The sequence below is a fragment of the Micromonospora sp. NPDC000121 genome, assembly GCF_042899165.1.
GTDB lineage: Bacteria > Actinomycetota > Actinomycetes > Mycobacteriales > Micromonosporaceae > Micromonospora.
Genome location: NZ_JBIAZP010000010.1, coordinates 1 through 24,706, shown reverse-complemented (window position 1 = coordinate 24,706; position 24,706 = coordinate 1). Strand labels below are relative to the sequence as shown.

8 protein-coding genes are annotated in these 24,706 nt (G+C 69.3%); 7 read left to right on the top strand and 1 reads right to left on the bottom strand.

The genetic code is table 11. The features are described from left to right. Positions 1-27: 27 nt before the first annotated feature. The 7 genes from ACFY23_RS24650 to ACFY23_RS24620 all read left to right on the top strand — a co-directional run bounded on the left by ACFY23_RS24650 (position 28) and on the right by ACFY23_RS24620 (position 23,994). On the top strand, positions 28-1,617 hold the full coding sequence (locus ACFY23_RS24650; RefSeq protein WP_350677093.1) for a serine/threonine-protein kinase: 1,590 nt from the start codon (positions 28-30) through the stop codon (positions 1,615-1,617). 83 nt (positions 1,618-1,700) lie between these two features. Next, complete coding sequence (locus ACFY23_RS24645; protein ID WP_350677095.1) at positions 1,701-5,426, top strand: AAA family ATPase; 3,726 nt, start codon at positions 1,701-1,703, stop codon at positions 5,424-5,426. 267 nt (positions 5,427-5,693) lie between these two features. After that, complete coding sequence (locus ACFY23_RS24640; RefSeq protein WP_350677098.1) at positions 5,694-8,237, top strand: DUF262 domain-containing protein; 2,544 nt, start codon at positions 5,694-5,696, stop codon at positions 8,235-8,237. A gap of 125 nt (positions 8,238-8,362) precedes the next feature. Continuing rightward, complete coding sequence (locus ACFY23_RS24635) at positions 8,363-10,516, top strand: UvrD-helicase domain-containing protein (RefSeq protein ID WP_350677100.1); 2,154 nt, start codon at positions 8,363-8,365, stop codon at positions 10,514-10,516. Between the two features lie 329 nt (positions 10,517-10,845). Then, positions 10,846-16,245, top strand: a complete 5,400-nt coding sequence (locus ACFY23_RS24630) for a RecQ family ATP-dependent DNA helicase (RefSeq protein WP_350819255.1) — start codon at positions 10,846-10,848, stop codon at positions 16,243-16,245. Beyond that, entirely contained in the window at positions 16,238-22,861 is a 6,624-nt protein-coding gene (locus ACFY23_RS24625) for an SNF2-related protein (protein ID WP_350677105.1), read from the top strand. Before ACFY23_RS24630 ends, ACFY23_RS24625 begins: the two co-directional genes overlap by 8 nt. Positions 22,862-23,061: 200 nt before the next feature. Beyond that, complete coding sequence (locus ACFY23_RS24620; RefSeq protein WP_350677107.1) at positions 23,062-23,994, top strand: hypothetical protein; 933 nt, start codon at positions 23,062-23,064, stop codon at positions 23,992-23,994. Between the two features lie 27 nt (positions 23,995-24,021). On the opposite strand, the gene ACFY23_RS24615 is transcribed toward ACFY23_RS24620, so the two are convergent. Beyond that, positions 24,022-24,222, bottom strand: a complete 201-nt coding sequence (locus tag ACFY23_RS24615) for a DNA-binding protein (protein ID WP_350677110.1) — start codon at positions 24,220-24,222, stop codon at positions 24,022-24,024. Positions 24,223-24,706 lie beyond the last annotated feature (484 nt).

The following is a 24,706-nucleotide window of genomic DNA, read 5'->3' as shown; positions in this document are numbered from 1 at the left end:
GGATCGAGGACGGAAAGGCCTGTCGCGGTGGGGACACTGATCAACAGCCGGTACGAGCTGGACGACCTGCCCGTCGGCCGGGGCGGCATGGGCGAAGTCTGGCTCGGGCATGACGTGAAGCTGGATCGCCCGGTAGCCGTCAAGTTCATCCGCTTTCCCGATGGAGAGCACGACAAGGACTACGTCCGCCGGTTCGTCCGCGAGTCCCGAATAACCGCCCGGCTGGAGCACCCCGGCGTGCCGGCCGTCTACGACGTCGGGTCGCACGAGGGCCGACCGTACCTGGTCATGCAGCGGATCCAAGGGATCAGCGTCGCTGACCTGGTAGCGGAGCAGGGCGCGCTGCCCATCGGCTGGGCAGCCGGAATTGCCGCCCAGGTCTGCGCGGTCCTCGCCGCCGCCCACCAGGCCTCGCTCGTGCACCGCGATCTCAAGCCGAGCAACCTCATGCTCCAGCCCGACGGGGCGGTCAAGGTGCTCGACTTCGGACTCGCCGCAGCGCCCACCCTTTCGGACTTCTCGAAGATCACGGCGACCGGGCTGCCGCCCGGCACACCTGCGTACATGGCGCCGGAGCAGATCGAAACCAACATCAGCGGCCCCGCCACCGACCTGTACGCCTTGGGCTGCACGCTCCACGAGATGCTCACCGGCGAACGGCTCTTCACCGGCTCCACCTCTTACGACGTGTGGAGCAAGCAGGTCACCCACCAGCCGCCGCCGGTGCGCAACGTGCGGGACGACGTGCCCGCCGGCCTGGAGGATCTGCTGCTGCACCTGCTGCAGAAGAAGCCCGAGGACCGGCCGGAGAGCGCCCAGACGGTCTACGACCGCCTCTTGCCCTTCGCCGTCAGCCTCGGCCCGCTGCCGGGGATTCTCCGAACAGGGGTGAGCCCCACGCGGATGTACGGCTCGATGCTGGGGCGCGTATTGGCCGCAGCCCCCGCAGCCCCCGCAGCACCGGCCACTGGGCTCGACCAGCCGCAGCCCGCTGCACCGGAGCAGCCTCCAGCGCCGTCCCAGCGCCGGCCCGTTGAGACGTCGGCGGTGGACCGGTCGGACCTACGACGGGCACGAGCGGAAGCCACTCGGCTGGTGGGGTCGTCCCGCTACGGCCAGGCGGCCGAAGTGCTCGCAGCTGCGGTCGCGCCGGCGATCACCGCCCTCGGTAGGACCGACGAGGACGTGATGCGCGTCCGGCTCGAACTCGCGGACGCGCTCTTCGAAGAGGGTGACTACCGGCGTGCCGCGCCCGCCTACGAGGAACTGGGCGAGGACGTCGCCCGGAAGCAGGGGCCGGAGGCGGACCTCGCGCTGCACTGCCGGCTGCGGGGGGCGACCTGCCGGGCGTTGTTCGGCGAGACGAGCGAGGCGTTGCGGCAGCTGCAAGCGCTGGTGCGCGACGAGGTTGAGGCGTTCGGTGCGGACGACCCGCGCACGTTGGAGCTGCGCCGCCAGATCGGCTTGCTTCAGCTCGGTGCCGGGCAGCGGCGTGCCGCGGATAAGACCCTGACCGATCTCCTGGCGGATCTGACCCGGCTGCACAGCGCCACCCACCCCAGCGCTAGAGAGATCGCCGACCTGCTCTCCGGGCTACGCCGTCCCGGCTCCCGATGATCCGACCCGCCGACAGGCGGACCGCACCGCAGCACTGACCAAGCTGATCGCCGCCGGGCGCGGCGCCGACCGAGGAGAGCGTCATGGGTGAGACCGCCGCACCGATCGAGCACATCTCCATCCGCGTCCCGTGGCACGACAGCGGCTGGCGGGGAACGGTATGCGCCGACCCGCACGGCAACGGCACCTGCGTGCTGCTGAAGAACATCGGCCAGAACCGCCGTGACGAGCACGAGCAGCGCCACGCCGGCCGGGACATCGCCGACCTGCCGCTCACCGACGCTCCGCCCTGCGTCGCGGAACGCGCAACGTTCATGTCCCCGCGGGTGATCCCCTTCCAGCGCAGGCACCCCTTCTCGCAGAAGTCCCCCGCCTTCGCCACGTTCCAGCCCACCCCGCAGACGATGCCCCCGTACTCCGCCCAGGCGGTGCCCTTCCGCTGGATGTCCCGCGACGGCGCGAAGTCGGTCAACGAGGAACGCCGGCTGGGCCTGCTGCCCGACCTGGAGGAGCAGGTGGACGCCATCACCGGCTGGGGCAACTCCGCCTGGGTAATGCACGGTGACAACCAGCGGGCCCTGCTGGACGCCTTCTTCAGCACCGTCCAGCCGGCGCGCAGCATCGTCTTCTTCTACGCCAAGCACAGCCCTCTCAGCGACGACCCGCGCCGCCTGCTCGTCGGCGCCGCCATGGTCACCGACGTCACCCCCACCGGCGCCTACCGCAGCAGCGGCGGGGAGCAGTTCCCCGCGCAGATGTGGGAAACGACCATCGGCCACTCGCTGCGCCCCGACCAGCAGCAGGGCTTCCTGATGCCGTACCAGGCACTGCTGGAGGCCCGCGACCGCAAGGGCGTGAACATCGACGACGCATTGGCCTTCGCACCCGAGGGCGGCTGGGAGGCGTTCTCGTACGTCACCGAACACGTCAGCCACGACCTCGCCATCGACGGACTGCTCGCCCTGCTCGCGGCGGGACGCGCCGCCCGGCGCATCCTGGGTGACGACGCGGGCCCGCTGGGATTCGACTGGCTCGAAGGGCAGCTCAACCGGCTCTGGAAGCTGCGCGGCCCCCGCCCCGGCCTGGCCAGCGTACTGGCGGCCCTGGGCGTCCCGCAGTACGTGACGTTCGCGCACATGGTTGCGGCGGCGGCCGGCCCCGGCACCGACCCGTGGCAGACCCTCGAAGAGGCGATGACGGATCCGGACCGACTCGGCCTGACCGCCAAGACGCACCTGACACCCAGCCTGCGCACTACCTGGAAGGCCCTGAGGCCCGAGCGACGGCAGCTGCTGCAACTGCTCAGCCGCTTCTCACTCACCCGGGAACAAGCCGAACGGTTCTTCGTCGTCGAGCAGCGCGACCCCACGCTGAGCGACGACGACATCATCGCCAACCCGTACCGTCTGTACGAGTCCGACCGCGACCAGCCGGACGCCGTCCCCTTCTCCATCATCGACCGTGGCTGCTTCCCGGACGCCACCATCGCCTCGGCGTTCCCGCTCCCCAAACCCAGCGCCATGGACGACGGCCTCGACGCCCGCCGGGTACGCGCCCTCATCATCGAGGAACTGCAGCGGGCGAAGGCGACCGGGCACACGCTCCAACCCCAAGCCGACGTGGTCAACAACATCCGGAGCCGGACGCTCAGCATGCCGTGCCCGGTCACCACCGATGTCCTCGACGCCCACCACCTGTCGGCGGGGACCCTGCCCGCCGACGCCCCGCTGACCGGGGTGACCCTGCCCAACGGTGCGCCAGCGCTGCAGCTCGCCGACCTGACCCGCGTCGGGAGCGTCATCCGTGACCAGGTCGAACGGCGGCTGAAGGCGGCTCCCATCGTCGGCGCGCCCGACTTCGCGGTACGCCTCGACGCCCTGCTGCGGGCCATCGACGCAACGCTTCCCGAGGACGAGATGGACGCCGAGAAGCGCGCCCGAGCGGAGAAGGTCGCCGCTCTCAACACGCTCTACGCGTCGCGGATCAGCGTCCTGATCGGACCGGCGGGAACGGGCAAGACCACCCTCCTCCGTGTGCTACGGCACACCGAGTCGGTGGCCGCCGGGGGAGTGCTTCTGGTCGCCCCGACGGGAAAGGCCCGCGTTCAGCTGGCACAGGCGGTCGACGCGCCCGCAGTCACCCTGGCGCAGTTCCTGATTTCGACCAAGCGGTACGACCCCCGCACCGAGCGGTACCTGGTGACGGGAGACGTGCAGAGCCGCGCCAAGAACTTCAAGACGGTCGTGGTCGACGAAGCGTCGATGCTCACCGAAGAGCAGCTCGCCGCCCTGCTCGACGCGGTCACCGGGGTGCAACGGCTGGTGCTGGTCGGCGATCCCCGACAACTGCCACCGATCGGCGCCGGCCGTCCGTTCGTCGACATCGTGCGCCGGCTCGCACCCGATGACATCGCCACGCGGACGCCGCGCTGCGCGCCCGGCTACGCCGAACTCACCATTCCGCGCCGTCAGGTCGGCCAGGAGCGCGACGACCTGGTCCTGGCCAGCTGGTTCGCGGACGGCGAGCTGTCACCGGCCGCCGACCTGATCTGGGAGCGGCTGCGCGCAGGTGAGCAACTGCCGACCCTGCGCGCCGTCCGGTACGCCCGCGCGGACCTGTTCCCGACCCTGCTCGCCGTCCTGCGGGAGGAGGTCGATGAGCTGAAGACGGCCAGCGACGAGGAACTGGCGGCGGCGTTCGGCCGCAGCTACGGCGGTGTCGTCTCCGCCAAGGGCAACCTCTACTTCCCGCCCGGCGCGGGAAGCCGTGCCGACGCCTGGCAGATCCTGTCTCCGGTCCGCAGCCGCGGCTGGGGCACGATCGAGATCAACCGCGCCCTCAAGGATGCCTTCGGAACGCGTGCCCTCGAGCAGGCGGTCGGGCCGAAGCGGTGGAACGCCAAGCCCATCGGCCCGGAGCGGATCGTTGTCGGCGACAAAGTGATCAACATCCGCAACCACCAGTTCAAGCAGTCCCAGATCTACCCGAAGGACGCCGAGCGTTTCGTCGCCAACGGTGAGCTCGGTGTGGTGGTCGGCCAGACCCGCTCGAAGTGGGTCACCTGGCCGCCGAACAAGACCGAGATCGAGTTCAGCGGTCGCGAGAAAGTCAAGTACGACTTCTACGACTGGTCCGACGACGCCCGTGCGCCGATGCTGGAACTCGCCTGGGCGATCACCATTCACAAGTCGCAAGGCAGCGAATTCGGTGTAACGGTCGTCGTGCTGCCAGCAGATGGTGCCGGGTTGAGCCGGGAACTGCTGTACACCGCCCTGACCCGTCAGAAGGGCAAGGTGATCCTGCTGCACGAGGCGGACCTCGACGAGGTCGCCCAGCGGGGCTCCGCCATCTACTCCGATACCGCCGGTCGTCTGACCAACCTCTTCGTGCCGTCCGAGCCGATCCAGGTCGGCGACGCCGTCGTCGACCGCGGCCTGGTCCACCGCACGGACCGCGGTGAACTGGTGCGCAGCAAGAGCGAGGTGCTGATCGCCAACCTGCTGCACGAGTTGGGCCTCTCCTACGACTACGAGGCTCCGTTCACGGGCAGCGACGGCAGAACGGTGCGGCCAGACTTCACCGTTGTCACCGACCTGGGGGAGACGGTGATCTGGGAGCACCTGGGCATGCTCTCGGACCCCCGGTACGCCCGGAAGTGGGAACTCAAGAAGAACTGGTACGCCCGCAACGGGGTGCTGCCGGCGGAGGACGGCGTCGGCGACCAGGGAGTGTTGGTCGTGACGGATGACCGGCGCGGGGTGGACTTCCCTGCCTGGCGAAATCTTGCCCAGAAGATCTTCGGACTTTGACATGGCGGGCTGCGGTGCCCGGCCGCAACTACAGGCCGGGCACCGCCGTGCGCTTCCTGCGAGGGCCGCCCGACGGCGCTACGGACAGGTGGGCTCAGCCGCCGCCCGCCGAACCCGGAGCGGCGGAGCAAGCCGTGACATGTCAGAAATCCGACAAGGTATTGAGCCGTTCGAGGGCGTTCTGGGGCTTCACGTCGGTTGCTCCGGACATGGTTGGTCTGTTTGTCTTGCCGGGTTCAGAGGCAGGCCCGAAATAGGGGAGTCGGGATGGTCGCGGCGGCCGAAACCACACTGCAAGGTCTGTTGGAGGGGTCGAAGCAGTATCAGGTACCGCTCTACCAGCGCACCTATTCGTGGACCAAGTCCCAGTTGGCGCGGCTCTGGGAGGACGTCCGCAAGCTCGCCGACGACCGGGTGGACAATCCGAGCGCTACGCACTTCATCGGTTCGGTGGTGCTCGCGCCCAGTCCCACCAACGGCCCGGCAGGCGTCGCCGAATACCTGGTGGTGGACGGCCAGCAGCGGCTCACCAGCCTCACCATCCTGCTCTGCGCCATTCGGGACCACCGGGCGGCGCATGAGGACCCCAAGCATCGCGACCGGCTCAACCAGCAGTATCTGACCAATCCCTGGGAGCTGGGGCAGCGCCGATTGAAGCTGGTACCCACGCAGGCCGACCGCACCGCCTACCTGGCCTGCCTGGACTCGACGCCTCAGGCTGGTGGCACTGATCCGGTCGGTGTGGCGTACCAGTTCTTCGCCTCCCAGCTTGCCGCGGCCGACGACCCGGACGACCCGCTGGACATCGAACGTATCGAGAGCGCCGTCATCACAGGACTGGCACTGGTGTCGGTCACCGCGCAGCCAGGGGACAACGTCTATCGAATCTTCGAATCGCTGAACAACACCGGCCTCCGGCTGACCCAGGCCGACCTGCTGCGCAACTACCTGTTCATGCGGCTGCCGACCAGGGGTGAGGCGGTCTATCAGTCTCTCTGGCTGCCACTGCAGGAGCGGCTGACCGCGGCTCAGTTGGAGTTGCTTTTCTGGCTCGACCTGGTGCACCGCGACCCGCGGGTCAAGCAGACCGACATCTACGCGGCTCAGCAGAACCGGCTCGAACGGTTCCGGTCGGAGCAGGACATCGAAACGGAGGTGCAGCGGTTCAGCCAGCTCGGTGCCCTGCTCCGGGTCATTCTGCACCCCGAGGAGGAGCAGGACCCGGGGGTACGGCGGCGGCTGGAGCGGCTCAGCGCCTGGGGCACGACCACCGTCTACCCGCTGTTGCTGCACCTGCTCGACCGCCGGGAGCACGGTACGGCGACCTCCGAGCAGGTCGCGTCGGCAATGCTGTACGTGGAGAGCTTCTTCGTCCGTCGCCTGCTCATCGGCCGGGCCACCGCCAACATCAACCGGATTCTGCTCTCCGTCGTCACCGAGATGGATCGGGACCTGCCGGTGGATGAGGCGATGCGGGCCTACCTGTCGGTCGGCCGCAAGTACTACGCCACCGACGCTAGCGTGCGAGCCGCCGTCCGGTCGATCCCGTATTACCTCAACGGTCGTCCGCACCAGCGCAACCTGGTGCTCCGCTGGCTCGAGGAGTCGTACGGCAGCAAGGAGCCGGTGGCGCTGGACTCCCTGACCATCGAGCACGTGCTGCCGCAGACCCCCACGGCCGAATGGCGGCAAGTGCTGGCCGCGGACCTTGGGCCCGAGGAGAAACTCGGCGAGGCGCACGAGGCCCTGGTTCACACCCTGGGGAACCTCACCCTCACCGGCTACAACTCCGAACTGAGTAACAGCTCCTTCCCAGTCAAGCGTGTCCAGCTTGCCAAGAGTGGGATCCTGCTAAACCAGGAAATCGCCGAGCAGGACCGCTGGGGACGTCCCGAAATCCACGCTCGCGCCGATGCCCTCGCCGACCGCATCGTCTCCATCTGGCCGGGCCCCACCGAGCAGGCGGGTGAGCAGTCGGAGGTGCCCTGGGACGTCATGAACAAGGCCCTCGCCGAGCTGCCTGCCGGCTCCTGGACCACCTACGGCGACCTGGCCGCCCTCATCGGCACCGCTCCGGTGCCGGTCGGTGCCCGCCTCGCCAACCATCCAACCCCGAACGCGCACCGGGTGTTGCAGGCCGAGGGCACGCCCTCGCCCGGCTTTCGCTGGCTCGACCCCCACCGGACCGACGACCCACGTGACCTGCTGCGCGCCGAGGGCGTGACGTTTGACGAGTACGGACGGGCCGACAAGGCCCAGCGCATCGGCATCGAAGAGCTGGCACAACTGGCCGGGGTGACGCCGGAGGACCTGCCCGACCGCCTGCCCCGACCTCGACCGGGTCACGAGACCGACCTCGCTGCACGGTTCATGGAGCAGCTCACCACCCTGCAAGGCCCCCAGGTCGCTACCGCGACGCACGTCGTTCTCGACGCCTGGACCACGATGGGCGGCACCGTTCTTTACGGCAGTGGCGGCGAGACCTCCTGTTTTCTCATGGCGCGCGGAAAGGCGCACGAACTCGGCAACATTTGGCCAGCGGCGATCTATCCGAGCGGGAAGTTCGAGGTCGTCTTCCAGCACCTGAGCGTCCGGGCACCGTTCGACGACGTCACCCTGCGGGAGGAGCTCCGACAACGGTTTAACCAGTTGCCGGGCGTCGACATCGCCGTGGCCAAGATCGCTCTTCGTCCCGGATTCCCGCTAGCGGTCCTCGTCGACGCAGACGCCCGCGAGGCTCTACTCGACCATCTCCGCTGGTTCTACGACCAAGCGCAGCTGCCCACCTCGGACGAACTGGTCATGTTCTAGGTTCCGAGTCCGACGCCCTGCCTTCCCGCAGCGCCCAGAGCCGGGCGCTGCGGGGGCCACCCACCCTGCCGTGGTCGGTAGTGGCGCTCCGCTGTCGTCGACCCTTTCCCATCGGAGGTCCGCCCGTGCCCCAGCTTGCCTTCGCCAACACCTTCTGGGAGAGCTTTGACGTCCTGGAAAAGCCGGTCAAGGCCGGCGTACGCAAGGCGATGGCGAAGTTCCAGCAGCTCAGCATCGCCGAGTTGCACGCCGACAAGGGCCTGCACCTGGAGTCGGTGAACAACGCCCGCGACCCGAGGATGAGGACCATCCGCATCAACGACTTCTGGCGCGGAGTTGTGCTGGCGCCGGACGACGGCAGCGACACCTTCCTCCTGATCAGCGTCGTGCCGCACGACAGCGCGTACACCTGGGCGGCGAAACGCCTCTACACGATCAACACGGCGACGAGAGCCCTGGAGGTCCGCAACGTCGTCGCCATCGAACAGCTCACGCCGGCGTTGGAGAAAGCGGCGGCGCATGCACCGACGCTGCTCTTCGCTCGTCATTCGGACACAGTGCTGCGTGATCTCGGCGTCGACGACCAGGTGCTGCGGGCCGTCCGGACAATCATCGACAAGCCACAGCTCGAGGCATTCGGCACGCTCCTGCCCGAGGACCAGTTCGAAGTTCTGCAGTACCTCGCCGAGGGCTTCTCTCCAGACGAGGTCTACCGCGACCTCGTCGCTGAACGCCGGCCGGCTGCCGCGACGCCGGAGCCGAGCGAGAGTCTGGCAGCGGCGATCGTCAACACCACCAGCCGCATCATGCTGGTGACCCGGCCCGACGAACTGGCCGAGATCCTAGACAAGCCGTTCGCGGCCTGGCGGGTATTCCTACATCCGTCGCAGCGGCGGGTCGCGTACCGGGTGTCGTACAAGGGACCGGCACAGGTGAGCGGCGGACCAGGCACCGGCAAGACGGTGGTCGCCCTGCATCGGGTCAAGCATCTGCTGTCCCGCTCGGCCGACAGCCGGGTACTGCTCACCACGTACACGAATGCCCTGGCCGCCGCCCTGCGGGAGAACCTGGCGCTGCTCCTCAACGAGAAGCAGTTGGCGCGTGTGGAGGTCACCACGGTCAACTCCTTCGCCAACCGCACCGTCCGAGCCGTCGCCGGGCGGATGCCCGCCCCGATCGGGGACACCGACGAGCGACAGGTCTGGCGGCGGGTGTGCCGGCGGCTGACGCTGCCCTGGACCGAGCAGTTCCTCGCCCAGGAGTACCGGCACGTCGTTCTCGCCCAAGACGTACGCAGCCGCGAGGCGTACCGGGAGGTGAACCGGCGGGGAAGAGGTACGGCGCTCGGCCCGCGACAGCGCGACCGGGTGTGGGAGGCAGTGGAGATGTTCACCGCCGAACTGGCGGCGGCCGGCGCCATCACCCACCTCCAGGTCTGCGCCCGCGCTGCCCAACTGCTCGGGCAGGCCGACCTCAGCATCCACGGCTTCGACCACGTGGTGGTGGACGAGGCGCAAGACCTGCACCCGGCGCAGTGGCGGGTCCTGCGCGCCGCCGTGGCTCCCGGCCCTGACGACCTCTTCATCACCGGAGATCCACATCAGCGGATCTACGACTCTCGCGTCTCTCTCAGCTCGCTCGGTATCTCCGTCACGGGGCGTAGCAGCCGGCTGCGTATCAACTACCGCAGCACCGAAGAAATCCTCTCCTGGTCTGCCGGCGTGCTCGTCGGGTCGCAAGTCGAGGACCTCGGCGGTGAGGGCGAGGATAGCCTCACGGGCTACCGGTCGCTGCTGCACGGCAAGCGACCGCACGCGCAGGGGTATCCGACGCCCCAGGCCGAGGTGGCGGCGCTGGTCGAGCGGGTGGGGGAGTGGCTCGCGCATGGCGTCCAACCGAGCGAGATAGCCATCTGCGCGCGGTTCAACACGGTTCTCAGCAGCGTGCACGACAAGCTGACCACGGCTGGAACCCCCGCCGTGTGGGTACGGGATCAGCCGGGTGCGGACATCGACGGGGTGCGGCTCGCCACCATGCATGCGATGAAGGGCCTGGAGTTTCGCTGCGTCGCGATGGTGGGGACCACGGCCAAAGCGGTTCCGTTCGCGAAAGAGATCACACCACCAGAGGTGGACCAGTTGCAGCACGAGAGCGACATGCTTCGGGAACGCTGCCTGCTCTTCGTGGCGAGCACGCGGGCACGGGAGGAGCTGTACGTGTCGTGGAGCGGGACGCCCAGCCCGTTTCTGTCGTTCGCCTCCCTGGGCCAGCCCAGGTGAAGCGTTGTGCCGGTTCATGAACCTGGGTATTGGTGCGGCGTGAGCGGCGGGCAGCCGAAGCAACTGCCCCCGTGCGCGGCATGCTGGCTGGCGCCGATTCGGACGAATGACCGAGCCGGAGCGTTAAGCATCCTGTGCACGCCGCGGTATCAGCTGCGGCGATTCCGTCCACGACTGGCCCAACTGACTGGCGCCACTGCGGCACAGGACACCGGCGTTTCGTCCACTGCTGCCTGCCCGGTTCCGCCGATCACCAGCCGGATAGACCGGCGGCCTGGGAGCCCTCGGCTCTCGACCTGCCCACGTGTGACGCTGGAAGGACGGAGGACGTGAACAAGGGCCGTCCGGAGGGTTTTGGGCCAGGCGGCCGTTTGGCTAAGTTGAGGCTGCTCGCGGCCCCTGTCTCGCGAAACAGGCAGAGTCCAGAGCAGATGGTGGGTTCGGACAAGGGCCGAAACGTTACGGTGAGGCCTGCTCCGGCGTGCCAGCCGACGTTTCGACCCTCAGCTGCCGAGCGCAGGGCAGTACGGGGTCTGGGGAAGCACATGGTGTCGCCGGTGATGCCGCCGAATCTCACGGCGGCGAGCGATCTGCTGATGCAGCGGGGTCCACTGCCGCCGGAGGAGGTTGCCACCCTTCTCCGAGCCGACGGGATCGTGGTCGCCGCCGCCCGGTTGGCGAAGCTGCCGCAACGGTTTCCCGACGCGTTCGTCCTCGACGACCAGGGCCGTCTCGGTGTCCCGGCCCAGGCCGCTCCCGCCTCCGACGAGCGGCCGGAGCCGAGGCGCCAGGCCCCGGCGCCGGCGTGGCGGTGTGCGACGTCCCCGACGACAATCCGACTCGCTGACTGCGTCGTCATCGCCGTTGCGTATGCGTCAGACACCGTGGCTAAGGCTGACGTGGCCGCGGTGCGGATGGGCGACGGGCAATGCCGGGTCTTTCCCAGGACGGCGGATGGTGCCGCTGAGCTGGGCACGTTCGTCGCCGGGGCGGCATGCGTCGTCGCCCACGACGTCGACTGGTCGCAGGTGCCGCAGGACGTCGTCGAACAGTTGCCCGACGTGCGTATCGACCTGAGGCTGTTGGCGTTGCTGCAGGAACCCACGCGACCCGGCGTACGACTTAGAGAGCTGTGCGCGGCACTCGGCGTTACCCCTACTGGTGGCGACTTGGCGGGCGAGGCCCGGGCGACGGCGGACTGTCTACGTGACCTGATCGGCCGCATCGACGGATCGGAGCCGTCCTGGCAGCTCACTCGCGCGTGCCTGGCGGCGGCACAGTTACCGGTGGCCCGCCTGCTACCGCACGGCTCGCTGCCCGAGCATGCCCGCGACGCCGTGACCTGCGCGCAGGATCCGTTGCTCAAGCCGGTGGGCGACGGGTACCGGTCGGCCTCCGAGGCGGTCCGTCAGGTGTTCGGTCGCCTCACCGACCGCGGCTATGCCGCGCGACCGTCGCAGCATGAGATGTCCACGGCGGTCGCCGAGGTGCTCGACCACGGCGGGCTGCTCGCCGTCGAGGCACCCACGGGCACCGGCAAGTCCCTGGCCTACCTCACGCCGGCCGCCGGACGCGCCAGCGGCGAGCGCAGCCCCGTCGTGGTCGCCACCGCCACGAAGGTCCTGCAGCAACAGCTTCGCCGCGATGTGACACGGCTGCGCGACGAGGGGCTCTTCACGGCCCCGCTCCGCCAACTCTTCGGCGTGCAAAACTACATCTGCCCTCGAGAAATCGGTGCAGCGCTCGACGGCACGGACGAGGACGTGGATCCCGATCAGTGGCTAGCGCTGGCGGTCGCGATCCGTGGCCTCGCCGTCAGCGAGACCGGGGTGTGGGACGACATCGCCGACACCGACCTCCACCACCGACCGGCCTACCGGACGGCGCGTGACACGCTACGAACCGACGCCCGCTCCTGCGAACGGCAACAGTGTGCGTGGGTGGCGACCTGCCCGCTGTTCCAGCGGCTTGCCGGCATACGGGAGCGTCCCGGCGTACTGGTCGTCAACCACGCCCTGATCGCCGCTTGGGCCCAGCTCGCGCAGCAGGGACTGCGAAGCCCGGGCGACGTGCTTGCCGACGGCGCCGGCGACCTGGTGTTCGACGAAGCCCACGACCTCGAGGATTCGCTAACGGGCGCATGGACGCAAACCATCGGCCGCCGCGAACTGCTGGGCCTCGCCGCGCGGCTGGACGGGCGAAGCGGGCTCGACCGGCAGCTGCGCCGCCTGGCTGCCGCCGGCACCGACCTGCGCACGGGCCGTGCCCTGCCGACCATGGCCCGGCAGTTGCGCCGCGACTGCGACAGCCTTACCTCCGCCGTGCTCCGCTACCTACACGAATACGGTGGGCCGAGCCGTTCCGCGGTTCCCCGCAGTGGCGTCGTGCTCTCCCGCCCGGAATACCGTCAGCTCGTCGAAGCCGTCCGTCAGACCGGCCGCGGGCTGCGGGAGCTGCGGAGCGAACTGACTGCGGTGGAGACCGCCGCACGGGCGCGCACGGCGGAGGCCGACAACATCCACCCGCTGCTGCGAAGTGTGGTGTCCCGCCTCGCCGGGCTGATCCACACCGTCACCGACGCCGGGCAGGTGCTCGGGCGGCTGCGGGACCTCCCTGACGAACACCTGTGGGCGTACCGCCTGTCCGCCGACACGCCGTCCGACGCTGAAGACACCGACGCGCAGCCGGACTGGACGTTTGAATGCATCCCCATCGACATCGGTCCCGCCTTCTCGGACGCCGTCGTGCGGCCCGCCCGAAGCGTCACCCTGACCAGCGCCACCCTCACCACCGGCGACACGTTCGACTACGTCGCCTCCCGGCTCGGCATCCGCGTCCAGCGAGGCAGCAGCGAACCCGGGGTGTTCGACGGCCGTCAGCTGGGCAGCCCCTTCGATTACGCCGCACAGTCCGCGGTGGTGCTCACCAACCACCTGCCGGTCCCCGTTCCGAGCCAGGAACGGGAGTTCGTCGAAGAGTTCGCCCGGGACCAGGTGGGGCTGCTGTCCCTCACCGGCGGCCGGTCCATGACGTTGTTCGCGGCCCGCCGGCGCATGGAGGCCGTCGCGCACCTCGTGCGGCAGCAGAACGACGCCCTCGTCGACCGGGGGGTGCGACTGCTCGTACAGGGCGAGGCCGGCCGAACCGAAATTTCTGACCGGTTCCGGGCCGAGCCCGGCACCGTGGTGTACGGGTTGCGGTCGTACTGGCAGGGTTTCGACGCCCCCGGCGACACCCTCAGCTACCTGATCATCGAGAAACCGCCCTACCCCCATCCCGACGACGCCGTGGTCAGCGCCCGGGTCCGTGCCATCGCCGACCGCGGCGGGGACCCGTTCCTCGACTATGTGGTGCCCAAGACCGCCGTGCTGCTGGCGCAGGGATTCGGACGGCTGATCCGCAGCGAAACCGACCGGGGCGTGGCGCTGATCTGCGATCGACGGATGCAGTCGCCGAGCAGCGCCAACCGGCTGCTGCTGTCCACGCTTCCCGGCCCGGGCCTCTACCACGCCGCCGACCGCGACGACGCGTGGCGCTACGCGCTGCGCTTCGTCACCGGCGAGGAACCGGACCTGAGCGCCGCGTTGGCGTTGGCGGGTAACGAGGTCGACGCGATCGTGCAGCGGCTGCGGCTGGAGCCGGGGGAGGACCCGGAGCCCAAGCTTCGTGAAGGTGCGCGCCTGCTGTTCGGGGTAGAGGAGCTGCGGGAGCCACAGGTGCAGCTGATGCTGGCTCACCTCGCCGGCGCGGACACGGTCGGCGTCCTGCCCACGGGCACCGGAAAATCCCTGTGTTTCCAGCTACCGGCCCTGCTGCGTCCCCAGGACCGCGCGACGGTAGTCGTCAGCCCCCTCGTCGCGCTCATCAAGGACCAGCTCGACGACCTCCGGGGCCGCCGGGGCCTGCGCGGTGTGCAAGGCATCACCGGTAGCACCCCGGCGAGCGTCCGCAATGAGATCCTGCGGGACCTCGCCGCAGGAAAGGTGCGGTTGCTGTACGTGTCGCCGGAACGGCTGGTGCGGGATCCGGTGCTCCGGGTGGCACTGGAACGGCAGGACCTGGCCGGCCTCGTGGTCGACGAGGCGCACTGCGTCAGCGACTGGGGCCATGACTTCCGGCCAGAGTTCCGCCAGGTCTCTCGGGCCGTAGCCCACCTCGACCGCGCGCCACGCATGGCGTTGACCGCCACCGCAACCGCGCCGGTGGTGCGCGACATCGTCGCCACCCTGGAGATGCGCGACCCGGTGACGGTCACCCGGCCCTCCGACCGTCCGAACCTCCGATTCCAGGTCACCAAGGTGGCCGACGAACGGGAACGCGCCCGGGAACTGCTGCGCATCGCCACCGCCATGGGCTCCGCACCGGGCATCGTGTACGCGTCGCGGCGGGCGGTCACCGAGGAGATCGCCGCGCTGCTGCGACGTGCCGGGCTCGCGGCCCGCCACTACCACGCCGGCATGGTGCCCGAGCAGCGCGAAGCCGTCCAGGACGACTTCCTCGCCGGAACCACGCAGATCATCGTGGCGACCAAGGCGTTCGGCATGGGCGTCAACAAACCAGACGTGGGCTGGGTGGTGCACTACGATCTGCCGGAATCGCTGGACGCGTACGTGCAGGAGGCCGGACGGGCGGCACGCGCCGTCCACCTGCGCGGCGAGTGCGTCCTGCTGTACGGCGGCGGCGACATCGCCCGCCGGCGCGCCCAGGTGGCCGACGCGACGGACGCCGACCGGCGGGCCCAGACGCAGCGGGTGTTGACCCTGCTCGGCGGCCAGCGCAGGCGCGGCGGAGACGTGGTGTTTCACCAGGAGGAGCTGGCCGAGGCGGCGGGCGTCGAGACGGACGAGCTCAACGTGCTGCTGGGCTGGTTGGAACGCGCCGGAGCGGTGGAGCAACTTCCGGACTGCTCCGCGCGTGGCACTGTGCACGTCGGGGTCAGGGAACCGGAGGACCAGCAGGAACGACGCCGGTTCCGACACGTGTCGGTGCTGCTGCGGATGCGGCCACAGGTCGGCAGCCGGATCGACTTCGACCGCCTCGAACAGGAACACGGCATCGATCCCGACGAGCTGGAGCGCGACCTTGTCGCCTGGTCCCTGGACCGGCTCATCACGTTCTCCTCCTCCCAGCGCTACCGTCGCCTGCGGCTGCGCGCACAACAGGTCGACACGGCCGTGCTAACGCGGGAGATCCGACGGTGGAACGCCTGGCAGCGCGAGCAGCTCGACGCGGTCATCTCCTACGTCGGGGGCACTGGATGCCGGCGGGCCGCCATCGTCCGGTACTTCGGGTTCCCCGCCTACGCGTGCGGCGGCCCGCATGAGTCGTGCGACGCCTGCGGAGGAAAGCCGGCATGGCACGATCTCCCCGCTTCGGCGGTGCCCGACCCGGAGCAGTTGGTCAACGTGGAGCTGACCGTGCTGCAGGCAGTGGGGTGGGCGTCGACGCTACGTACGGGCCGCTACGGCGCGGTGGGGTTGAAGGCGGCAGTACTGGGATCAGAAGTGCTGGCCGGGGGCCAACCGATCGGCGCGGGCCTGCGTCGCTGCCCCCAGTTCGGTGCCCTGCGGTACGTCCGGGGGGCCGACCGGCGCTGGGACGAGGCCGCAACTCGCCTAGTCGCCGAGGGACTGCTCGTACGTGACGAGGTCAGCAGGGACAGCAGGAGCTACATGAGTCTGGCGATCACCGATGCCGGGCGGGAACGGTTAGGGGGCCGGCGTGGGTGAGTTGGTCAGTGTCGAGCGGGTCATCACGGCAGAGATGCTGGAGAACGGGGAGGTCCCCCTGGGGCCGGCGGAACAGACCCGCCTCGGATTGCCCAGCCACTCCGCCGATCTGACCGTCGTGGTGGACGACGAGTCGCTGCCGGTGGCGTGGGTTGCCGGTCGACGACGCCTGCACGGCGAGGCGCTGGCCGAGTATCTGCAGGACACCGCCCGGGTGGGGGGCCTGCTGCGGCTGGAGCGCCGCGGCGGTGCCGCTCTGCGACTCGTCGTCTCCGCCCCGGGGGCCCGGCTGTCCCCCACCGTCCCGCTTCCCGGCGCGGTGCTCTCCACACCGGGAAGCCCCGTCGCCAGCGGAGCTGCCGCCGCGCGAGCCACCGCCCGCCCCCAGCGCCGCGCCAGCACCGGCGGCCGCTACCGCCTCCGCAAGCGCGAGGAGTACGCCTGGCAGGGGGAAATCGGCTTCCTCAGAAGCGCCCGCTCGCACGCCGTCAGCGCGCTGAAGAACCGCGGCTGGGACCCGGCCGAGGCGGTCGAGATGCGCCTGGAGGGCGAGCGCCTGGCGACCCTGGACCAATTCGACGAGCTGCTGGCCATCGACGCGGCGCACATCGAGCACATGCCGCATCAGGAGGCGGCGGCCCGGACCGTGCTGACCAGGATGGGCGGGCGGGGCATCCTCGCCGATGAGGTCGGCCTCGGTAAGACCGTCGAGGCGGGCCTGGTCCTGAAGGAGCTGATGCTGCGCGGGCTCGCTCAACGGGTTCTGGTTATCTGCCCGGCGCCTCTGCGCGACCAGTGGCGCGACGAGCTGCGCGACAAGTTCGACGAGGACTTCACGGTCGTGGCCAGCGGCCAGGACGCCAGGGCGTTCGAGCAGGACCGGGTCATCATGACCCTGCAGCTTGTGCTCCGCAACGCGGAGCGGTTCCGTCAGCGGTTCGACCTGGTCATCGTCGACGAAGCCCACCGCTTGTCCGGCGCCGGCGCGAAACGTACCCGTGAGATCGTCGGCGGACTCATCGCGGAGGCACCCCGCGCACTGTTCCTGTCGGCTACCCCGGTCCAGAACAACCTGCTGGAGCTGTACCGGCTGGTCGAGCTCCTGCGCCCCGGCACCTTCGACTCCGAGTACGACTTCTCACGCCGCTTCGTCGATCGGGCGGACCCGCGGCGGCCGGTGAACGCCGTAGAGCTGCGTAAGTTGATCAGCAGCGTGGTGGTGCGAACCACCCGGCAGCAGGCCGGGGTCGACCGAGTCCACCGGATGCCTCCACAGGACCACGGCGTCGTGTTGACCCAGCCGGAGCGCCAGCTCTACGACCTCCTCCTGCACACGCTGCGGCATCGGATGACCGGTCCTGCCGACACCATGAGGCGCCGGCAACTCGCGCTGCGGCTGACCGCGTCCCCGCAGGCGGTGTCCCGAAGTGCCCTGCGGATGGCCGAGCGGGAACCGGACCGGCAGTTGCGGCAGGTTCTCGCCGAAATCGGTCACCTCGCGGGAGACATCCGACACACGTCCCGCGAACAGACCGCGCTGAAGGTCGTCCAGCGCTGGCTCGACGAACACGGTCGAGTGCTGATGTTCACCCAGCACACCGACACTCTGACCGGGATTCTTGCGCTGCTGGACGGCGCCGGAATCAGCGCCGCGCCGTTCCACGGCGGAATGACCCATGCCGCCCGCAGCGCCTCGGTCGCCGACTTCCGCTCCGGCCGAGCCCGCGTGTTGGTCTCCACCGACGCGGGCGCCGAGGGTCAGAACCTGCAGGTGAGCAACTGCGTACTCAACTACGACCTGCCGTGGAACCCGATGCGGGTGGAACAACGCATCGGCCGGGTGCACCGACTAACTCAGACCCGAGACGTGCACATCGCGAACCTGTTCGCCCGGGACACCCTCGACGAGGCCGTATACCGCCTGCTGCACGACAAGCTCGCCATGTTCGAGCTGCTGTTCGGTCAGGTGGTGACGGTCCTCGGTGAGCTGGAGGGCACGCAGGACTCCAGCATGGAGAACCGAGTGTTGGAGGCCCTCTACGCCAAGAGCGACGCCACCATGCAGCGCCGGCTGAACGAACTGGGGAACCAGCTGGAGCAGGCCCGCAGTCGGGCCATGACCATGATGACCGCCGACGCCGGCCTAAGCGACTGGCTCGCCCAGCGGCAGGAAGAGCGGCGCAAGCGCGCCGCGCAACCAGAGGCCCGAGAACTGCTGCCGCAGGCCTCGAAGCGTCCGCGTCGCCGACAGAAGGACCTTGAGCGGTTTGTCGCTCGTTTCCTGACGTCGGCCGGAGCGACATTGACCCAACCCTCGGAAGGGCTCACCGTCGCCACCCTGCCTGACGACCTCGCCGAGGCGCTGGGAGGCCGTCGGGAGCTCGTCCTCGCCTTCACCAACGCCGCGCTGGACCACCACCCCGAGGCGCAGCTCTGCGTCGTCGGATCCGAGCTCTTCGACGAGCTGTTGGAGGTGCTGCGCGAGCGCGGCGACCTCGCCGGGTCCGTGGCCCAGCTGCCCGACCTGCACCAGCGGCCTGTGATCGCCCACAGCCTGGACATACAGCTGGTCAAACGTTACATCGAGCCGGTGGAGGAGTGGGCCGCGCGAGCCACGTACCGGGTGCAGGAGGGTGCCACGAGCGGCAACCAGCAGCTGGTGAGTGTTGCCGTCGGACCGGCCATCGACATCGGCCGACGTCGGGTACCGCTGTCCGACGGGGCCCCGATGCCCACAGTACTGGCGGAGAAGGCCGTCCTCGATAGCGTCGACGGTCAGGCCGCTGTGAAGCTGCGCCAGACCCTGCGGGAGGCGCGTGAAGCCGAGCAGCGCCGGCAGCGGGAGGCGCAGGAGGCGCTCGTCGCGAACCTGGAGAAGCAGCTCAGGGCGGCGGAAAAGGCCTGGCAAAAGGCGCAGGAAAGCTGGCACAAACGAGGTGCCTACGAGGCGCACAACGAGATGCAGGAGCGGGAACGCCAGCTGACCCGCGCGATCGAGGCGGCCCGCCGACCCACACCCACCAAGGTGGACACCGAACTACGCGCCGAGCTGCTCACCCTCGAGATGCACGGCTCGGACCGGCTGGTGGTGGTGGAACGCTGGGAACACACCAACGGCACCGCTCGCGAACTGCGGTACCCGTGGACGGGCAACCTTGCCCAGCACGGTTTGACCTGCGAGGCGACCGGCGAGCCACTCGCGACCCTGACCCTGTGCGGCGGCGGTCACGCCGTCGACCGGTCAGCGTTGTCGGCCTGCCAGACCTGCGAGACCGACTGGTGCGGGGCCTGCGGACCCACGCGAGCGGTGCAGGCCTGCCAAGGCTGCAAAAGAGTATCCTGTGCCACCTGCCGCACCGGTGGCCCGCTCTGCGCTGGCTGCGCCCGGCCACAGCGCGCAGCGGAGCTGGACAGCGAGTGGGAGACCGGGTGGCGCCTGGGTGGCGCGGCCTACCTGCTGGTCGGGGAGCGCCACGCCGTGCTCGTCGACGGACGCGGTGACCGGCAGACGCTGGTACCCGCAGTGGACGCCCAAGACCCGGTTCGGGCGCGCATGCGGGGTCTGGCCCACCGGCTGCGGCTACCCGTCGGCGCTGGCCTAATCGCGGCAGCCCCGAGGGTCGCGCCGGCCGATCTGACGGCAGGCAGTGCGTGGGCGGATGTGTCCCTGTCGGCGTGGTGGACCTGGCAGCCCGGTAGCGGGGCTGGCGTCGACCGCGACGTTGCCGAACTGGTGCCCGAGCTTGCCGGTCCGCCGGTGACCGCCGAGGACGAGGCCGGATTCAGCGTACTGCTGGCAGATCTGCGTGCTCGCCACGCAATCCCAGCCGCCCCGGCCCTAGCGGTGACGCCGTTCGCCGTGGTGCAGCGGGTCGACATCCAAGATGGGCAGTTTTCCTATCGAGAAATCTGGCACGACGGTGGTCGGGAACCCCAGGTTGTCCGTGAGAACCGCGAGCCGCTGCAGGTCAGCCGCCACGACGTGGCACCGTTCTGCCGGCCGGTCGCGGAGACCGTGGTGGGGCCGGTCAGCGTGGAGGTCGATCGGCTGCACCGCTCCTACCTCTGCCTGCTCACCGACGGCTCCCGCAGCAGCACCCTTTTCGTCCCGGGACTCCCTGATGCGACGGTGCAGGCAGAGGAACATCTGGCGCGCACCGTCATGGCCGCGGGTCTGCCCGCAAACCGGGTGGTCGTCCGACACCCCTGGACCGCGCCGCCAGCCGACGACCTGCGCTACAGCACGGCGGCCGCGGACGTTGCTGTGACGCGCACGGTGCAGACCCACTTGACCTTGGTCGAGCAGGAGATCGGCGATCCGGAGATCGGCTTGCTCGGCCCGGACGTCACCGCAGGGGAGTTCGCCAGGGCCGTCCTCGCCGATGACGCCGTACTGCGGGGTGTTCTCGATCAGCTGGCGCATCCGGTGACGCCAGTCTCCGTCGCCGACTGCTTGACCATCGATGAACAGTGGCACTCCTCGCACGGCACGGCGACCCGCCACTACCTCATCGCTCCCGCCGCCCCCTTGAACCCGCGGTTGCTCGCCGGACGGACCCTAGTCCCACCCGGCCGGACGATCACGGCGACCCTCACAGACGGCAGCCCGGCCCACGGACCGGTGTACGTGGACAGCGGTGGGCATCTGGTCGATAACCAAGAGGTGGGCGACTGCCCAGTCTGCGCGCACGCCTACGGGCCGTGCTGTGGTGACGGCGGAGTCATCACAGACTGCCCGTCCTGCCAGCGGCCCGCTTGTGGCAGTTGCCGGTCGAACGACCCGTCCATCGTGACGGCGGCCCGGTGTGGCCGGTGCGGTGACCACTCCTGCGGCGAGTGCTCGCGTCACCTGCCCGTGCACAGCTGTCAGCTGTGCGGTCGCGATGTATGCCCGACCTGCAGCCCTGGCCCGGCCTGCCTCACCTGCGAACACCTCGCCCCGGCCGCTGCCAACCAGATCGCTAGCCTGCCCGCCGAGCTGTGCGCGGACGGCTTGGCCGTGCTTATCGGTGAGGACGACGGCGGCACAGTGGCGGTACTGCATGGTGCCACGCGCTCGGAGGTGGCCGTCTTTTCGTCGTCCGGCATGCAACGTTGGGAAACCGTCACCAGCGACGACGAGATGCTCCTTCGGGTGCGGCTGGGCGCGGCTCGGCTGGCTGGGCACGGCGACGTCATCGTCCGCGCCGTCCCCGCTGAGGCCCCGCCCAGGCCCACCGACGTGCTGGTCCTGCAGAGCAGTCACGACACGACGTTCCAATGGATTGTGCAGACGGATGACGTTCGGCATGCCGGCAATGGCTCCGGTCTTGCGGGCATGGCAAGTGCGGGGGACCTGGACGCGGAACTCACCCGCGCTTTCGACACGGCGCTGCACCATGCAGCCGTGAACGTGCCTGTGCCGACCCCAGCGCCACCCGCCCGCCGGCAGGCGATCAGCCGGCGGACCGCTGCTCTCCCGGCCGCCAAGACCCGCACGGTCGCCAGCGCCTGCCGGCAGCACGTCGAGACCAGCCTGACGCTCACGCCAGGCGGCTTGGTGCGACGCCGAGCTGTCGGCAGCAAGATCCTCGAGGAGCGGGCGGACTGGCAAGCGTCTCTCGACGCGCCGGCGTGGACGGGCGAGGGTTGGTGTCCCACGCCACAAACCGTCTCCACCGCCGCACTGGACGGTTGGACGGCGGTGATTGCGGCTGTCGGCAAGCACGCTCTGCTCGCGCTACGCCACCGCAGCGAAAAGCCGATCTGGTACCGGCTCAGCGAGGACACCGAACAGGACCTGTACCGGGCGCTGCTCGGCGCGGCACTGCTCGGTGAGCACGCACTGGTGACGGTTGTCGACCACACGCCCATCGAAAAGCTCAATGGACCAGTGATCACGCGCGCTCGGCTGATGGAGCGTCGTACCTCTCCGCTCGTGGCGCGGCTGCCCTTCGGGCAGCCACGACGCAAGGCGCTCTCACCCGCCGTCGCCGTCGCCACGACCGTACCGAATACCGCGCCGGCCGCGCCCGCACCTGTCGCCGGCTTGCCCGACCTCATGGTGCGGGAACTGCTTGCCCGGGTGGCGGCTCACCGTGTCGCCCAGGTCGATGTCACCGTTGGCTTGCGGGTGGAGGAGCAGTGGCGCCTGCCCAACGGGGAGATGCTGGGTGTCAAGTACGAGGTGCCGGCGGGACAGACCAACGGCTACCTCACCGATGTCGCCACTGGCCATCCACTTTCGCAGGCGGCCACCTGCCGGCGGTATCACCTGGTCAGCTCCCTGGAGTTGTGCAGCACCTGCATGGGCGCAACGTGTGCCGTGTGCCCCGACGCGGTGCGGCCCTGTGCCCTGTGCGGAGGGCGGCTGTGCGGCAGCTGTGTCGCCAGCCCCGACGGTCGGTGCCCGACGTGTGCCCAGCTACGAAAGGTCGGGTTGTTTGAGCGGGGGAAGTTCGGCGTGTCGATGCGGGGCACCGTGTGGCACGGCGCGGGCGAGCGAGTGGAGGTCACGGTGCGTCGCGACAAGGGAGGCTGGTCGCTGGAGAGGTGGGACAAGGACGGACTAGTCAAGGCCCCCCTCCGCGGCAATGCCTTGGCATCCGTCGCGCGCATGCTTGGCGAATCCCTGTGAGCGGTGCCCGACGATGATGTGGAGCCTTACAGGTTGCCGCAGCAGCAGCCGGTTCGGAGCCGAGGCGGACGGGGGATGTTCCGCCACCGTAAGTAGATCGCCTGAGAGAAAGAAAGCTACCGGCGTGGGAGCACTTGCCACGCCGGGCCAAGATGGATGTGAGAGGGAAGGGCTTGTCTCGGACGGAACAGCCGTTTGCGTTGTGGATCGGACGGCTGGAAGCGCAGACGGTGGTGGCGCTACGCCCCATGATCGTGCCTGGCAGCAGAAATGGCGAGCCGAGCAAGCCCGGCGGACCTTTCCGAAAGGTGATTCCCGCCGACACCAAGCTCGCGACAGGCAGAGGGACGGCCATGGCGGCCCTGCTGCTGCTTGCCATCACCGGAGCATTCGTCTCCTGCCTCGGTGGGGCGGCCTGGCCGGTCTGGATCGGGCTTCTCGTGCTCGCGATCGTCTGCCTCGTCATGCTGGGGACCTCCACCTCGAGCGGCGTGACCTTGAAGCGGCTGGAACGTTTTCCGGACGAGCACGTCATCCTCCATGATCGACATGGTCGGGCCAGATTCAACATGATCGAGGATCTGGGCCGGCGGATCGACAGGAACACCCCGCTGCTGCAGCGGATCATTCCTCGGGAGGACGCCAACTACACGTTGGTGCACGCGCTGTGGGAAGGGGCTCGGTTGGTGGCCTGGCACCAGAACGTCCGAGCGGCAATCGTCGAGCTAAGCAGACAGAACACCACAAGGCTGCCGCCAGGCAGCGTGGAGCTTCGCCAGCAGTCGGCCGAGCGCGAGCGGACCATGGCACTACGAGGGGAGATCGAATCACAGCTTGACGAACTACGCACCAGGCTAGAGGCGCTGGCGGACGCCGGTGACGAGTTCATCCGGGAGCAGAAGAACCGTCAGGTAACCCGACGCGCGCAGGAGAGGCTTGCCGACGCGGGCACTTCAGCGAATGGCGGCAGGCTAGGCATGGCGGACGAGTTGGCGAATCACACCCTCGCGCTGCTGCAGGCGTACGAGGAACTCACCGAGGCGTACGCGAATACCGGTGACGATCTGCCCGTCACGGCAACAGCTGCGGAGTTCACGAAGCCATTCGATCCCGGCTCAAGTGAGCGTCTCTGAGGACCGGCGTGCTCGGAGACGACGTTGCTACTCCTCCGTGTCCTGCAGGTCTCGCCAATGAGCCTTGACCCACCGTTCCGCATCGTCCGCGCGCCAGATACGCCCGACGGACAGGACTGCTGTGGGATCGGGGAAGGACTTCGAGTTGGTGATCTGGCATGCGCGCGTTCGTGAGAGGCCAAGCATCTCCTGGATTTCCTCGCTTGCCGCCAGCCGAAGCTCGCTCACGCGGTCACGCTAAACCGTGTGCGGCAGCAGCGCTGACAGCAACGTTGACAGCAATCGGAACGAGGACAGCCGCCACCGGCTGCCGAGCGTGGGCAGCCGCTCGAGGCCGCTGACGTGGACGTGGACGCTCACTCATGACGGCGACTCGCCGAAACGGCCGCCACGGACCGGACGGAAGTGCGGCTTTCCTGCATCCTTCCCAGCCGGGACCAGGGACGCTACGCCCGAGATCATCGTTCCGCTACCGGGCAACGCGCATGGCGTAGGCGTTGGTGATCGGGTGACCGATGGCACTCCAGATGGGCCAAGGACAGAGTCGTATGCCTGCCGGACGGCGGGCAGCCTGGGTTGCAGCGCCGATCGGCGCCCCGGGGGCGGGGGGGGCGCGCCCCCCGGCCCCCCCCCCCCCCGGGGGCGCGGGGGGGCGCAAAAGGCGGGGTTGCGTCGCTCCCCCCCCGGGGGGCCGGGGGGCCGCGGGGCGGGC